8 protein-coding genes are annotated in these 15,389 nt (G+C 46.5%); 5 read left to right on the forward strand and 3 right to left on the reverse strand.

The window, feature by feature from the left end; genetic code table 11:
- Window positions 1–28 precede the first annotated feature (28 nt).
- The 3 genes from C7Y66_RS25900 (at window position 29) to C7Y66_RS25910 (ending at window position 5,511) form a co-directional block, all read left to right on the forward strand.
- The gene (locus tag C7Y66_RS25900; RefSeq protein WP_106547798.1) at window positions 29–1,729 is read left to right on the forward strand and encodes a chemotaxis protein CheB; all 1,701 of its coding nucleotides are present in this window, start codon (window positions 29–31) and stop codon (window positions 1,727–1,729) included.
- Window positions 1,730–1,739: 10 nt separating this feature from the next.
- Window positions 1,740–3,617 carry a CheR family methyltransferase gene (locus tag C7Y66_RS25905; RefSeq protein WP_106547799.1) on the forward strand — a complete coding sequence of 626 codons (1,878 nt, stop codon included), beginning with the start codon at window positions 1,740–1,742 and terminating at the stop codon, window positions 3,615–3,617.
- A gap of 565 nt (window positions 3,618–4,182) precedes the next feature.
- Window positions 4,183–5,511 carry an ATP-binding protein gene (locus C7Y66_RS25910; RefSeq protein ID WP_106547800.1) on the forward strand — a complete coding sequence of 443 codons (1,329 nt, stop codon included), beginning with the start codon at window positions 4,183–4,185 and terminating at the stop codon, window positions 5,509–5,511.
- A 180-nt stretch (window positions 5,512–5,691) separates the two neighbouring features.
- Here C7Y66_RS25910 and gltB read toward each other — a convergent pair whose 3' ends face one another.
- Both gltB and argH read right to left on the reverse strand, forming a co-directional pair.
- A complete protein-coding gene (gltB, locus tag C7Y66_RS25915) occupies window positions 5,692–10,401 on the reverse strand; it encodes a glutamate synthase large subunit (protein ID WP_106547801.1) in 4,710 nt (1,569 codons plus the stop codon).
- Window positions 10,402–10,524: 123 nt separating this feature from the next.
- Window positions 10,525–11,937: an argininosuccinate lyase gene (gene argH, locus C7Y66_RS25920; RefSeq protein ID WP_106547802.1), complete on the reverse strand. Its 1,413-nt coding sequence runs from the start codon at window positions 11,935–11,937 to the stop codon at window positions 10,525–10,527.
- Window positions 11,938–12,600: 663 nt separating this feature from the next.
- Here argH and C7Y66_RS25930 point away from each other — a divergent pair.
- Window positions 12,601–13,254 (forward strand): metalloregulator ArsR/SmtB family transcription factor, encoded by a 654-nt coding sequence (locus C7Y66_RS25930; RefSeq protein WP_106547804.1) that lies wholly within the window; start codon window positions 12,601–12,603, stop codon window positions 13,252–13,254.
- 35 nt (window positions 13,255–13,289) lie between these two features.
- Here C7Y66_RS25930 and C7Y66_RS25935 read toward each other — a convergent pair whose 3' ends face one another.
- On the reverse strand, window positions 13,290–14,483 hold the full coding sequence (locus tag C7Y66_RS25935; protein ID WP_106547805.1) for a 4-hydroxy-3-methylbut-2-enyl diphosphate reductase: 1,194 nt from the start codon (window positions 14,481–14,483) through the stop codon (window positions 13,290–13,292).
- Between the two features lie 455 nt (window positions 14,484–14,938).
- Here C7Y66_RS25935 and C7Y66_RS25940 point away from each other — a divergent pair, with 455 nt between their 5' ends.
- Entirely contained in the window at window positions 14,939–15,304 is a 366-nt protein-coding gene (locus tag C7Y66_RS25940; RefSeq protein ID WP_015155466.1) for a PleD family two-component system response regulator, read from the forward strand.
- Window positions 15,305–15,389 lie beyond the last annotated feature (85 nt).

Genomic DNA, 15,389 nt, shown 5'->3' on the forward strand with positions numbered 1-15,389 from the left:
TCCCTCTTCCCTACTCCCTAATTAACCAATGCCTGGACACGACATAATTGTAATCGGTGCTTCTGCTGGTGGGGTAGAAGCTCTGTCTCAACTGCTGAGCCATTTACCGTTGGATATTCCAGCGGCAATTTTTGTCGTGCTGCACGTTCCCTCTGAAGGTTATAGCGTGCTACCAAAAATTCTCAATCGGGCGATCGCCAAGCGTCAGCCACAATCTTCACTCAAGGCATTACATCCTGAAGATGGCGAGCCGATCGAATATGGCAAAATTTATGTCGCACCACCCGATCGCCACTTGCTCGTCAAACGCGGCTCGATTACTGTAGCTCGCGGTCCCAAAGAAAACGGTCATCGCCCTGCGGTAGACCCACTGTTTCGCTCGGCAGCACGGGCATACGGACAACGGGTTGTGGGTGTGGTCTTGTCGGGGACGCTAGATGACGGGACAGCAGGATTGATGGCAGTGAAGCAACGAGACGGCATGGCGATCGTCCAAGACCCTGAAGAGGCAATGTATTCGGGAATGCCCCGCAGTGCAATTGAAAATGTAGAAGTCGATCGCATTTTACCCTTGGCAGAGATGGCAGCCTTGCTTGTAGAGCTGGCGAACCAGCCTGTAGTCACAGAAACAACAACCGTATCTGATGATATGGAAATGGAGGCTGACATGGCAGAACTAGAGTTAAATGCGATGCAGAACCCCGATCGCCCTGGCAGACCCTCCCCATATGGTTGTCCAGATTGCGGTGGCGTGCTGTGGGAACTGGATGAAGGCAAGCTCGTCCGATTCCGCTGTCGCACGGGTCACGCTTACTCTACAGATAGTTTGCTTGCCGCTCAGTCAGAGTCATTGGAAGACGCACTGTGGAACGCACTGCGGGCATTAGAAGAAAAAGCTGCCCTGACAGAGCGATTGGGAAACCGCGCCCGCGATCGCCAGCAAACTTATTCTGCTAAACGGTTTGGAGAACAAGCGCGAACCGCACATCACCAGGCGACTTTAGTGCGCCAACTGATCTTGAGAAACGGAAGTGATGGCAGCGACACATCTACAGCGAATGGACAGGTGGTAGGATCGCAGAGTAGTGCAGCCGCAGGAGGTACTCCTGAAGCAGAAATGAAATATCCTGCCGTGGAAGACTCCTCCTCGCTGCCTCAGAAAGTTGTAGCGATCTGTGCCTCTGCTGGAGGATTGAATGCCCTGAGCCAAGTTCTATCGGCATTACCAACAGAATTTCCAGCTGCTATTACTGTAGTTCAGCACATCAGCCCTCACTACCCTAGCATGATGGCGGATATTCTCAGCCGTCGCACAAAAATGCCCGTCGTACAAGTCCGAGCGGGAGATAATTTGCGATCGGGAGCAGTTTATATTGCGCCGCCAGACCATCACCTACTGGTCAATGCAGATGGTAGCTTGTCGTTGACTCATTCAGAACTCGTACATTTTGTCCGTCCTTCAGCAGATTTACTCTTTGAATCGGTAGCCGCTAGTTTTAAACAGCAGGCGATCGCAGTTGTCTTGACGGGTACGGGTAGCGATGGTGCAATGGGAGTCAGGGCAATTGCAGAAATGGGCGGGACTGTAATTGTTCAAGACTACAAAAGTGCTGAATTTGGGGGAATGCCAGAAGCAGCCATTAATACTGGCGTTGTCGATCTGGTTTTACCTTTAAACGAGATTGCCCCTACCTTAGTAAAACTAGTTGCAGTTGAGGTGAAGGGATGAGGGATGAGGAATGACGGCTGAGGCGAATGCTGAGTTTGAAGCATTAATTAACTACATTAAACGCAATCGCGGATTTGATTTTACAGGTTACAAGCGTTCTAGTTTGATGCGGCGAGTGCGCAAACGAATGCAGGCACTCGCCCTTGAGAACTTCAGCGATTACATGGATCGCCTAGAGGTAGCGCCAGAGGAATTCGTCCTTTTGTTCAACACAATTTTGATCAATGTCACGTCCTTTTTTCGCGATCGCGCTACCTGGGACTACGTGACGACAGAAATTGTGCCTCGAATTACTGCCCGCAAGGAACCTACAGAACCAATTCGGATTTGGAGTGCTGGCTGTGCTTCGGGACAAGAGGCTTACACTTTAGCAATGGTGATGGCTGAAGCAGTAGGCATCGAGCAGTTGCGTCAGCGCGTCAAAATTTATGCGACAGATGTGGATGAAGAAGCGCTCAACCAAGCCCGTCACGCTACTTTCAACGAACGAGAGGTGAGTTCCGTTCCGCCGGAAATGTTAGAACTTTATTTTGAGGGTTCCAACGGTTTTTATACTTTTCGTAAAGACCTCCGCCGTTCGGTAATTTTCGGTCGTCATGACTTGTTACAAGATGCACCTATTTCCCGCATTGACTTGTTGTTATGTCGCAACACGTTGATGTATTTCAATGCTGAAGCTCAATCGAGAATTATTGCCCGCTTTCACTTTGCTTTAAATGATGCTGGCTTCTTATTTTTAGGTAAAGCAGAAATGTTACTCAGTCACGGCGATTCTTTCACGCCAGTCGATTTGAAGCGACGAATTTTCATTAAAGTCCCTAAAGGAAATATGCGCGATCGCTTGTTGCTTATGGGTAACAATCACGTCGATGACGAAGCCAATTATTTAGCGAGCCACGTCCGCATTCGGGATACAGCATTCGACCTCAATCCCACCGCTCAGATCGCGATCGATGTCAATGGACTACTCACATTAGCTAACGAACGCGCCCGCAACTTATTTAACATTCACCCTAGAGATTTGGGTCGTCCGCTGCAAGACCTGGAAATTTCTTACCGCCCTCTAGAACTGCGTTCTCGGATCGAGCAAGCCTATGCCGAACGGCGTGCTGTCAACCAAACAGAGGTAGAGTGGATTTCTGCCTCTGGAGAGACTTTGTATTTTGACGTACAAATATCGCTCCTGCAAGACATTAACGGGAGAATACTGGGATGCAGCATTGTTTTTATCGATGTCAGTCGCTCTCGGCGGTTGCAAGAGGAACTAGAACATTCCAATCAAGAATTGGAAATGGCTTATGAGGAATTACAGTCAACCAATGAAGAATTAGAGACAACCAACGAAGAATTGCAATCTTCTAATGAAGAACTGGAGACAACGAACGAGGAACTGCAATCGACTAATGAAGAATTGGAAACCATGAATGAAGAACTGCAATCTTCCAACGAAGAATTGCAGACAATTAATGAAGAACTGCGATTGCGCAGCGAGGAACTGAATCAAGTCAACGCCTTTCTAGAGTCGATCCTCACCAGTCTTCGCGGTGGAGTGGTAGTCGTGAATCGCGAACTGCAAGTCCAAGTTTGGAATAATAAAGCTGAAGATCTATGGGGCTTGCGCAGTAACGAAGTTGAAGGACAACATTTTTTAAACTTGGATATCGGTCTACCAGTCGGGCAGATGCGACAGCAAATTCGCTCTTGCCTAGCGGGAGAATCTCGCTCTATTGAAGTGTTTCTAGATGCAATCAATCGGCGCGGTAAGGCGATCCAATGTAAAGTCACTCTCACCCCTTTAATGGATTATCGGCAAGGAATTCACGGGGTCATCATGTTGATGGAAGAACAAGGGTCAGTGACCAGTGACTCCTCGATAACTGATAACTGACAACTGATAACTGACAACTGATAACTGTTTATAGCGATTCTCGTTATGATGCGATACATTCGTAGGGGCGCACAGCTGTGCGCCCCTACAGATCTTGTATTTCATCGAATTGAAAAAGGCTATAAATAAAGCTTTTGACTGAGTTATTCTCTTCCTTTCAGTAGGTTTGAGAGAATCACTTTATTAGCTATTTTTTTAGTGAATAGCAGTATAAAAGTGAAAAGAAAATAATGTTGGCTAGCGTACATGCATTCCTTAACTTATATTAATGTTATTGCTGAAATATTGCATTTGCATCAAAACCTTCGCGTTAAAAATAATACCTGATTTCACCAATTCAAGCCAGTCGATTAGTTAAAATTACCAAAAAACAGCAATTTTGACAGAATTTTTTTAAAAACCATGTGTATATTGTTGCCCGCTGTTTTATTTCACACCACCGTTAATCTCAAGTCAAAGCACTACCTTGTTTCTACCCTTAGAGGGATAGGTTTAGTTCAAAGGTCGATCGCCATACAATATATGGTCAACCCGCTGCTGCAATCTCGATTGGTGGAGGTGTAAAATGGACGCGAGGCTATTTAATCAAAAAATAGAAACCACATATAAACAGGCAGCCCAACTATACAAGCGCACTAAAGTAGCATCGCCAGAGCAACGGGCAGAATTGCTAGAACAATCGCTAGAAGAATTAAGGATAACTCTAGAGGAATTGCATGTAGCAGAAGAAGAAATATTAGCCCAAAATCAAGAATTGGCGATCGCTCAGAATCAAATTGAGATCGAGCGCCAGCGTTATCTAGACTTATTCGAGTTTGCTCCCGATGGCTACATTGTGACAGATGCAACGGGAAAAATTCGCGAAGCTAACCGCGCTGCTGCAAAGCTACTCAACGTACCACAGCAATTCTTAGTCGGTAAACCTCTGATTAGCTACGTTCCCTACGACCAACGACAAGTTTTTCGCACTCAGTTGCAAAAAATGTCTCAAATGCAACAGATGCAAGAATGGGAACTGACAATTTGTCCGCGCCATGCTGTAGCTTTTGATGCTGCCGTGACGGTATCAAGCATGTACAATGCAAGTGGTATTCCTATGGGATGGCGGTGGCTGATCCGAGATATCACTGCCCGCAAACAGGCGGAAGCAACGATTCGCACCATTCAACTGCAAAACTTGCAATTACAAGAAGCCGCAAAGCTGAGAGCGCATTTTTTGGCAATTATGTCTCACGAGCTACGCAGTCCCTTAAATGCGATCGTGGGGTTTTCTCAGTTATTACTGCGTCAGACTCAAAGTGCCTTGCCTCACAACCAAGAAAATATGGTGTCGCGTATCCTTAGTAGTGGAAGGCATTTGTTAGTTTTAATTGAGGATATTCTCGACTTTTCTAAAGTTGAGGCTGGCAAGCTGACTCTAAAATTAGAGCCTTTAAATGTCGTCGATTTAGTTATAGCAACAACAGAAGAAATGCACTGTTTAGCCGAGCAGAAGCATTTGGAGTTACAGAGATCGTTTGCTATTCAATCCTCCATAATTACTAATGACAGCGTTCGCCTGCGGCAAATCTTACTCAATTTGCTATCGAATGCCATCAAGTTTACTGAAGTGGGTAAGGTTGAAGTTAGGGTGTGGGAATTAGGTTCAGACCGGATTGCGATCGCGGTAGAAGATACGGGAATTGGTATTGATCCAGAAGACTTGCAATCGATTTTTCAACCATTCCGCCAAGGGAACCAAACTCTAACCCGCCAGCATGGAGGTACGGGACTGGGATTAGCAATTACAGATTCCCTAGTCAAGATGATGAGAGGAAAAATTTCGGTTGAAAGTAAACTAGGTGAAGGCGCGACATTTTACGTCGAGTTACCCCGTCAGGTTGGACAGCAATAGACATCGGTTAAAATGCACAGTTTTTGGAGATCCCCCAACCCCCTTCAAAAGGGGGCTATTGGTTCCCCCCCTTGTTAAGGGGGGCTAGGGGGGATCGAGATCTTCAACTTCAAACGCAGAACTCCTACCGACTCTTGTACGGGCGGGTTTTCAAACCCGCCCCTACGATTCCCGACTCCCTTAATTAACAGAACTCAACTCTTTACCCACAACAGCCTCCGGCGTATCAGCTTCAGAAGGTGGTACGACTTGCCAGAATTTAGGTAAATATTCCGACCAATTCGCTAGAATAGCTTGCGCTTTTGCAGAGTTTGTGCGTTCGGCGTGCGTTTGAATCAGCTGGCGTAACTGTTGTTCTCCCGCAGGCGAACTGACTTTTTGCAGCTTGACGATTTCGTGGTTGACTAACTCAGGGAAATTCTCCTCTTCGTCAAGGAAGTAAGCTAATCCACCCGTCATTCCCGCACCGACATTCCTACCAACTTTGCCCAAGACGACAATCGTACCACCAGTCATGTACTCGCAACAGTGATCGCCCGCACCCTCAATGACTGCAACGCCTTTGGAGTTACGGACTGCAAAACGCTCGCCTGCGATTCCGTTAGCAAAAAGCACTCCACCCGTCGCCCCATACAAGCAGGTGTTACCGACGATAACGTTATCAGCTGCTGCATAGTTAGCTTCTGGAGGAGGCGTGATGACAATTTCACCACCATGCATCCCTTTACCTACGTAGTCGTTGGCTTCCCCGACGAGTTTCAAAGTCATTCCCGATAAGTTGAATGCACCGAAACTCTGTCCTATTGCACCCGTAAAGTTGAGGTCGAGTTGTCCTTCAAAACCATCATCGCCGTAAAGGGAAGCGATCGCCCCTGCAATTCTCGCGCCTACGGTACGGTCGGTATTAACGACATTATAGGTTTTGCTCACGGCAGATTGATTTTGAATTGCGGCTTGGATTTCTGGATCGGCAAGAATTTCGTCATCCAGTACGTGTCCGTTGCTGTGGACGTTTTCGTGTGACAACCAAGCGCGATCGCTTTTCGTATCGGGTAATTTGGTAATGCAGTCGAGGTTGAGAGTTTGCGTTTTGGTCAAGCGCACTTCTTCTCTAACTTTCAGCAAATCGGCGCGACCGACAATTTCATCGAGAGAACGATATCCTAACCGTGCCAATAAGCTGCGCGTTTCTTCCGCGATAAATAAGAAGAAGTTGACAACGTGTTCTGGAATCCCTGGGAAACGCTGGCGCAAGTCTTCCCGTTGGGAAGCAACACCCACAGGGCAATTGTTGGTATGGCAGATTCTTGCCATGATACAACCCTCGGCGATCATGGCGATCGAACCGAAGCCGAATTCTTCTGCTCCCATTAACGCACCCATTAACACGTCCCAACCGCTCTTAATTCCGCCATCAACCCGCAAGATGACGCGATCGCGCAGGCTATTTTGCATCAGCGATCGATGCACTTCCGTCAGTCCCAGTTCCCACGGCGTACCCGCGTGTTTAATTGAACTTAAGGGGGATGCGCCCGTTCCACCATCGTGACCGGAAATTTGAATGATGTCAGCGTTGGCTTTCGCTACCCCCGCCGCGATCGTCCCAATGCCGATTTCTGCTACCAATTTCACTGAAACTTGGGCTTTGGGATTAATTTGGTGCAAGTCAAAAATTAGCTGCGCCAAATCTTCAATCGAATAGATATCGTGGTGGGGTGGCGGCGAAATTAAAGTGACTCCTGGCTTAGAACGGCGCAGCAGGGCAATGTATGGACTAACTTTTTTGCCTGGAAGTTGTCCGCCTTCGCCTGGTTTTGCCCCTTGAGCGATTTTAATTTCGATCTGCTTGGCGTTCATCAGATATTCTGGTGTCACGCCAAATCGACCGGAAGCAACCTGTTTGATCGCGCTGGATGCTGTGTCGCCGTTTTTCAAACCCTTGAGATGCGGTAGCAGCGAGGAACGCCCTTCGCTCACATCTTCTAGAACCTTGAACCGAACTGGATCTTCTCCGCCTTCACCAGAGTTAGATTTACCACCAATCCGGTTCATGGCGATCGCCAATACTTCGTGCGCTTCCCTTGACAAAGCACCCAAAGACATGCCACCCGTACAGAAGCGCTTGACAATAGCGCTAGCTGGTTCGACTTCCTCAACTGGAATGGGACTGCGATCGGATTGGAAGTCGAGTAAGTCTCGCAAAGCGGTTAACGGACGGTTTTGCAGGTGTTTTTTGTAAATGTTGTAATGATCCTGATTCTCTGGACTAGCAACAGCTTTGTGCAAAGCCTTCGCCAGTTCGGGGCTATTCATGTGATATTCGCCCCCTGGACGGTACTGGACGAAACCGAAGTTTTCCAGCTTCTTCACCGTCACTTCTGGGAAGGCGCGAGTATGGAAGGATAGCACTTCGCTTGCCAATTCCTCAACGCTCAAACCGCCCAAACGCGATGTCGTGCCGTAAAATCCAATCGCGAGTAAATCGTGTCCGATGCCGATCGCCTCAAAGATTTGCGCTCCTTGGTAGCTCGATAGCAGCGAAATTCCCATCTTGGATAGAATCTTCAGAATCCCTGCTTCCACCGCTTTTTGGTAGTTAGCTAAGGCTTGCTGTAATGTCAGACTAGACATTTTACCCCGCTCCATCATCTGCTGGGTCTTCGGGTCGCCATGCCAACTTTCCACTGCGGCTAAGGTGAGATAAGGACATACAGCAGATGCACCGTAACCAATCAGACAGGCAAAGTGATGGGTACTCCAACATTGTGCCGTATCGACGACCAGCGAGGCTTTCATCCTTAGTCCAGCCTTGATCAGGTGGTGGTGTACGGCTCCTATTGCCAGCAAGGGTGGAATATAGCTAGTTTCAGCGCTAATTGGATTGGGCGTGCGATCGCTCAGAATTAAAATTTGCTTGCCAGCTTTGACAGATGCAACCGCATCAGCTTGTAACTTTTCTACAGCTTTTGCCAATCCTGCGGGTCCCGTAGCAATGTCGTACTGCGTCGAAAGCGTGGCGCACTCAAAACCAGATTGAGTAATTGCCTCCAAATCTGCCTGCTGTAATACGGGAGAATTTAACAGCAAGCGTCGGGCATCTTCCGCTTGCGGGTCGAGCAAGTTACCACGAGCGCCCAATTCTACTTTTAACGACATTACCAAGCTTTCCCGCAACGGATCGATCGCGGGGTTAGTCACTTGGGCAAACCGCTGTTTGAAATAGTCGTACAGCAGATGCGGCTTTCCTGAAAGGATGGCTAAGGGGATATCATCACCCATACAAAATGTCGGTTCTTTCCCTTCCGCCGCCATCGGCTGAATTGTCATTTCTACATCTTCGCTGCTGAAACCGAAGGCGATTTGGTGGCGCAGGAGAGTTGGTCTGTCTGAGTAGGGGTGTGGGGTGTAGGGTGTGTGTGGGGTAGAGCCATTACCGTTTTCCCGACTCCCGTACGGGCGGGTTTCCAAACCCGCCCCTACCGACTCCCGACTCCCTAGTTCCACGCGATATTGTTTCAGCCACTCACCATATGGATGTGCTTTGGCGACGCGCTGTTTGATTTCCCAGTTTTTGAGGATACTACCTTCGTTTAAGTCTAGAGCAATGGTGTGTCCTGGTCCGAGTCTGCCTTTTTCAATAATTTCGCTTTCCTTCAGGTCTACAACTCCAGCTTCAGAAGCAACCACCAGCATTCCATCTTTAGTCACGACATATCGCGCCGGACGTAAGCCGTTGCGGTCTAGTGTAGCTCCTACAGTTTTACCATCGCTGAATACGAGTAAGGCGGGACCATCCCAAGCTTCTTGGATACCGCTGAAGTATTCGTAAAAGTCTACAATGTCAGGATATTGTGCTAGTTCTGGTTGATTTTGGTAAGCTTCGGGAACCATCAACATCAAGGCTTCCGAGGGGCTGCGACCGGAACGCACCAGCAATTCAAATACGTTGTCTAAGGTAGCAGAATCGCTATTATCGAGCTGTACGATTGGATTCAAAGCATCCAAATTCCCTTGCCATACAGGGTGGTTCAAGTCAGCTTGTCTCGCCCGCATCCAGTTGATATTACCCAGTAGCGTATTAATTTCGCCGTTATGTCCCAACAAGCGCATCGGTTGGGCAAGGGGCCATTTGGGTAAGGTATTGGTGCTGAAGCGGCGGTGATAAACGCAAAAAGCACTTTGATAAGCAGGGTTCGTTAAATCTTGGTAAAATTCACCCAATACCTCAGCGCGTACCATACCTTTATAAACGATGGTGCGGCAGGAGAAGGAACAGATATAACAGTGTTCCGACCATTGAAGTTGAGTTTGTTGCGCGATCGCCTTACCGATGCGACGGCGGGTAATATAGAGTTGACGTTCCAGTTCTTCACCTGTTAGCTCGGAACTGACAATTATTTGCTCGATTTGCGGTTGGTTTTCCCGTGCTTGAACGCCCAAAATCTCCGGCTTCACGGGGACGACTCGCCAACCCAAGACTGTTAGTCCAGCAGTAGTTGCAACTTGTTCGACGACTTCTCTAACAGTTTGGGCTTGTTGTGGTTCTTGGGGTAAAAATACCATTCCAATTCCCGTGTTTTCCTGCGATGGAATGGCAATATTTTGCTGTTTCATCCAAGCATGAAACAGTTCCCACGGGATAGCGCTCAAAATTCCCGAACCATCACCAGAGTCGTTATCGGCGCTGCATCCACCTCGGTGTTCCAAGCATCCCAATGCTTTGAGTGCTGCATTCACAATACCGTGGCTGGGAATATTTTGCTGTTGAGCAATCAGTCCAACTCCACACGCATCTCTTTCTTCTACTAGCCATCTAGGTTCCACGTAGGAATTCACTGATTCAATAGTATTTGTATTATGTAGATCTCGATTCATACGGTTGCCATCCATAGACTAGTCCTAAAATGATGTTTTTATTGGTAATGGGTAATTGGTAGTTGGTAATGGATAATTGGTAGTTGGATGTTTTAGCCCGACTCCTGACTCACGTAGGGTGGGTTTCCAAACTCGCCCCTACAACTCGCTCATTCTCGTCCGTGCTGTTGCCACTGCTTTTCGTACTTGCTCGAATCCCGTACCTCCGTAACTATTACGGGCAGCAACGACTTGATGGGGTGCGATCGCCTGGTATATATCAGTATCAAATGCTGGATGTAATTCTTGCCATTCTGCTAAAGTTAAATCCTTTAAAAGTTTGCCTGTGGCGATACAGGTTTTGACGACCTTACCTACCAAGTTATAAGCTTCCCGAAATGGTACGCCTTTTGTAGCTAAATAATCGGCGACATCTGTAGCATTAGAAAAGTCTTCTGCTACTGCTTGAGCGAGGCGCGGAGTCCGAAACTCCAATCCTTCAGCAAACAAAATTGTCATTGCTTCCAGACTTGCTCTAACGGTACGAACGGCATCAAATAACGCTTCTTTATCTTCTTGTAAATCCTTATTGTAAGCTAAAGGTAAACCTTTCATCAGTACCAATAATGCCTGTAAATGTCCGCAAACTCTCCCAGTTTTACCCCGTACTAATTCCGGCACGTCAGGGTTTTTCTTTTGCGGCATGATACTAGAACCAGTCGCGCAGCTATCTTTGAGTTTGACAAAACTAAATTCTTCTGATGCCCACAAAATTACTTCTTCAGATAGTCGCGACAAATGCACCATAATGATGCTTGCTGCTGCTAAGAATTCTATGGCAAAATCGCGATCGCTCACTCCATCTAAGCTGTTAGCATAAACTCCATCAAATTCTAATAATTTCGCCGTGTAATGGCGATCGATAGGGAAGGTAGTTCCAGCTAACGCACCGCTACCTAAAGGAGAAATATTCACTCGCTTATAGACATCACCAAGTCTTTCTTTATCCCGTTGCAGCATCTCGAAATATGCTAGCAAATGGTGAGCTAAACTTAGAGGCTGAGCGCGTTGTAAGTGAGTATAGCCAGGAATCAGCGTTTCTATATTCTGTTCTGCTAAATCGAGCAAAACCGTTTGCATTTGCTCAATTTGAGCTTGAATTTCTTGAATTCGGTGACGCAGGTAAAGGCGAATGTCCGTACCGACTTGATCGTTGCGCGATCGCGCTGTATGCAGTTTTTTCCCTGCATCGCCTACAATTTCTGTCAAGCGTCGTTCTACCGCAAAATGCACGTCCTCTGCTTCAATTCCAGGCGTAAACTGTCCGTTACGATATTCTTGGCGAATTTGTTCTAAACCCGATACCAGTTGTTGCGCTTCCTCTTGGGTAATAATACCTGTATGCGCCAGCATTTGAGCATGAGCGATCGAACCTGTCAGGTCGTATTCAATCAATTCGATGTCAAAGCCAATGCTAGCGTTAAAACGGGCGATCGCGGGATGCAAAGCCGTTTCAAATCGCTGACTCCAAGTTTGGTTGGTTGCTGCTGATTTCGGGAGGTGCGTATTCAACTTTCCTTGACCCTGTGTTACCTAAGTGTGAAGATGTATTGCGATCGTTACAGAATTACCTCTGACTCTAAAAAAAAGCTGTGAATATTTTGTGAATGAATCCTAACATTGTAAATTTTAGATTTGAGACTTTGGATTTTAGAAGGATTATTAGTTAATAGTTTTGTCGTTTCAGCTAACGCATAATTAAAATGGAAAAACTGTATTTTTAAATACAGTTTTTCCAAACAAGACAGAAAAACTGAAAATTCAGTTTGTAGTTCTTCACAAATATATTTTGCAGCTGACACCTGAAACTGTGTGCTTTGTCACAGGCAAGTCACTCTCTAGAGGTGTTCCATGTTTGGGGCAAAAATCAAAAGTTATATAACCCGACTGGATTGATGCGTTGAATTTCTCTATTCATCCTTTTGACTCCGAATAACAGATGGAATTTAGATGGTAGGGGCGCCCACCTGTGCGCCCCTACCAGCCCCTACCATCTGAATTGCGATCGCCAGCAATCCTATTTGGCAAAATCTTTTAAAATCACGTAAATCATGCAATACGAAATCCGTACTTGCCTTCACTTTCTAAAGATATTTCGTTATAAACTAGAGTTTAAAAGACAAAACCAACTTTGTAAAGACTTTTTTTTATTTTCTGCCTCCTGCCCTTATCCCCATGAAAACCGAGTCACAAAATCAAAACATTCGTACAAGACGAGCGATTGTTAAGCTACTAAAACAAGAGGGGGCGATGGATGCGGCGGCGCTTGCCTCTCATTTTGGCATCTCAGCAATGGCAGTGCGTCAACATTTATATGCATTACAAAAAGAGCAACTAGTTACCTATCAGGAAGAACAACGGGCGATGGGTCGTCCGGCAAAATTGTGGCAACTCACACCCGCAGCAGACCGCTTTTTCCCTCATGGATATGCCGAGTTAACGCTAAGCCTGATAAATTCAGTCACAGAAGCTTTTGGATCGGAGGGATTAGAACGGTTGCTAGAAATTAGAACTCGCCAACAAATTGAAGCATATCGAGAGCAGATTCATACCACTAGCAGTATTCAGCAGCGGCTAGAAGCCCTAGCGAACCTACGCACCGACGAGGGGTACATGGCAAACGTTGAATCTCTCTCAGATGGCTCATTTCTATTAATTGAAAACCACTGCCCGATCTGTGCTGCCGCCACAGCTTGCACGGGACTGTGCAGCCAAGAACTAGAAGTCTTTCAATCGACTCTAGGTGAAGACGTGGCGATCGCCCGTACCGAACATTTAATTGCAGGCGGACGGCGTTGTGTATATCGAGTTAGCACGTCCGCATTGTAGAGATGTTACATGTAACGTCTCTACACGTAACGTCTCTACATTTTGAGCGCAAAAATCTTCTCTACCACGTCAGCCACAACTTTATCGGGTGTGGAAGCACCAGAGGTAATACCTACGGTAATTTTGCCACTGGGCAACCAATTTTCTGTAGCGACAATCTCGCCACTGAGTAAGCGATGCTCGATCTGATTCGCTGTACCGATTCGGTTGGCACTGTCGATGTGATAAGAGGGAATTTGATGCTCGATCGCGATTTCTTGTAAATGAGTCGTGTTAGAAGAGTTGAAACCACCAATGACGACCATCAGGTCTAACTTTTCTTCAACTAATTGAAACATCGCGTCTTGCCGTTCTTGGGTAGCATCGCAGATGGTGTTAAAGCTGATAAAGTGTTGGTTGAGTGTATCGGGACCGTACTTTCGCATCATCGTGCGCTCGAATAGTTTACCGATTTGCTCGGTTTCGCTTTTGAGCATGGTAGTTTGGTTGGCAATCCCAACTTTTTCGAGATCGGTATCGGGGTTGAATCCTGCCGAACAAGCACGGCTGAATTTTGCCATAAATTCGTCGCGATTACCACCATTCAAGATGTAATTGCACACGTATTCGGCTTGTGCCATGTTTAGCACGACTAAATACTTATTTGCAAAAGAACTGGTGGCAATTGTTTCTTCGTGATCGTACTTGCCGTGAATAATCGAGGTATACTCGCTTTTCTTGTGCTTTTCGACAGTATTCCAGACTTTAGCAACCCAAGGGCAAGTCGTATCGACAATCTTGCAATTTTTCTCTTGAAGCAGCTGCATTTCCTGCACGCTAGCCCCAAAAGCGGGTAGGATCGCCACATCTCCCGATTCCACAACTGAAAAGTCTTTAACTCCGGCGATAACTGGAATGAACCCAACCTGCATTTCCTGCAATCGCTGGTTAACAGAGGGATTGTGGATGATTTCGTTGGTGATCCAGATCCGCTGCGTGGGGAAATGTTGGCGCGTCTCGTATGCCATTGCTACAGCTCGTTCTACCCCCCAGCAAAAACCAAATGCCTCTGCTAAGCGGATCGTTACGTCACCTTGTTGCAGAGTATAGCCGTTATCTCGGATTTGCTGCACCAGATTGCTTTGATATTCCGACTGCAACATCCCAGAAACTTCAGCTTCATGACCGAACCCTTTACGATGGTAGTTTTCCGAGTGTTGGAGCGATCGTTTAAAAGCTTTCGTATCCATGCAGTGTTTCCCCATAAGCGTCTCTATTCTCGATCGTAAGCTGTTTAGCTACCTTTCTGACAGCGCGATCGCTCTAATGTACCAATCGGACTGCTACATCAACTCATCGTAATTGCCGCGTTGTTTATCATCTAATCGATCGCATCCGTGTAGAAGAGAATTTACCCACGCTCTTTGTGAAGTTTATTACTAGTTTAAAGCGGATGAAAATCTGAAGCAATCCATTATAGCACCTGAACTGCTGATAGATTTGGACTGTCTATACATTACTAGAAAAGTTAGTTTAGTAAAGTTCAGGTATAATATGATACTGTAGGACAAAAGTTATAGCGTTACAAAGTTGTAAAAACAAGTCCGTAATTACTACGAACTACTGGGGATTGCAGTCAAAATCTCCAAATTAGTTGGGGTAAATACCAATTCTGTTCTGAGATGAAGTTTATCGCGAGATAGCAGTGAGGAAAATTCTAGTAATTGATAATGATGCATATTCTCTACTATTAATTTCTGACTTTCTCGCCTTGAATAACTTTCAGGTTTTGACCGCAGATAATAGTCGCTCGGGCTTACAATTAGCCAGAGGAGAACAGCCAGACTTAATTATTTGCGAACTGGAGCTGCCAGAACAAAATGGATACGAAATTTTAAGACAGTTGCGTGATGAACCGATTACAGCTAGTATACCTATTTGGTTTCTTTCATTTGAAGCAGATATGGCAACTCGTCGCCGTGCTTTACAACAAGGGGCTGACGGTTACTTTCATAAACCAGTAAACTTAAACGAATTGCTCTTGGCAATTAACAATCTCTTAAGTGAGTAATGGGTAATTGGTAGTTGGTAGTTGGTAGTTGGTAGTTGCTCCCTTGTCCCCCTTGTCTCCCTTATCCCCCTTATCTCCCTTGTCC

The sequence above is a fragment of the Chroococcidiopsis sp. CCALA 051 genome (assembly GCF_003015105.1).
Taxonomy (GTDB): domain Bacteria; phylum Cyanobacteriota; class Cyanobacteriia; order Cyanobacteriales; family Chroococcidiopsidaceae; genus Chroococcidiopsis; species Chroococcidiopsis thermalis.

Excerpts from the sequence above, each read along its gene's own strand:
- C7Y66_RS25930 (WP_106547804.1), top strand. The coding sequence starts at position 12,601 with ATGAAAACCGAGTCACAAAATCAAAACATTCGTACAAGACGAGCGATT.
- C7Y66_RS25935 (WP_106547805.1), bottom strand. The coding sequence starts at position 14,483 with ATGGATACGAAAGCTTTTAAACGATCGCTCCAACACTCGGAAAACTAC.
- C7Y66_RS25900 (WP_106547798.1), top strand. The coding sequence starts at position 29 with ATGCCTGGACACGACATAATTGTAATCGGTGCTTCTGCTGGTGGGGTA.
- C7Y66_RS25910 (WP_106547800.1), top strand. The coding sequence starts at position 4,183 with ATGGACGCGAGGCTATTTAATCAAAAAATAGAAACCACATATAAACAG.
- gltB (WP_106547801.1), bottom strand. The coding sequence starts at position 10,401 with ATGGATGGCAACCGTATGAATCGAGATCTACATAATACAAATACTATT.
- C7Y66_RS25905 (WP_106547799.1), top strand. The coding sequence starts at position 1,740 with ATGACGGCTGAGGCGAATGCTGAGTTTGAAGCATTAATTAACTACATT.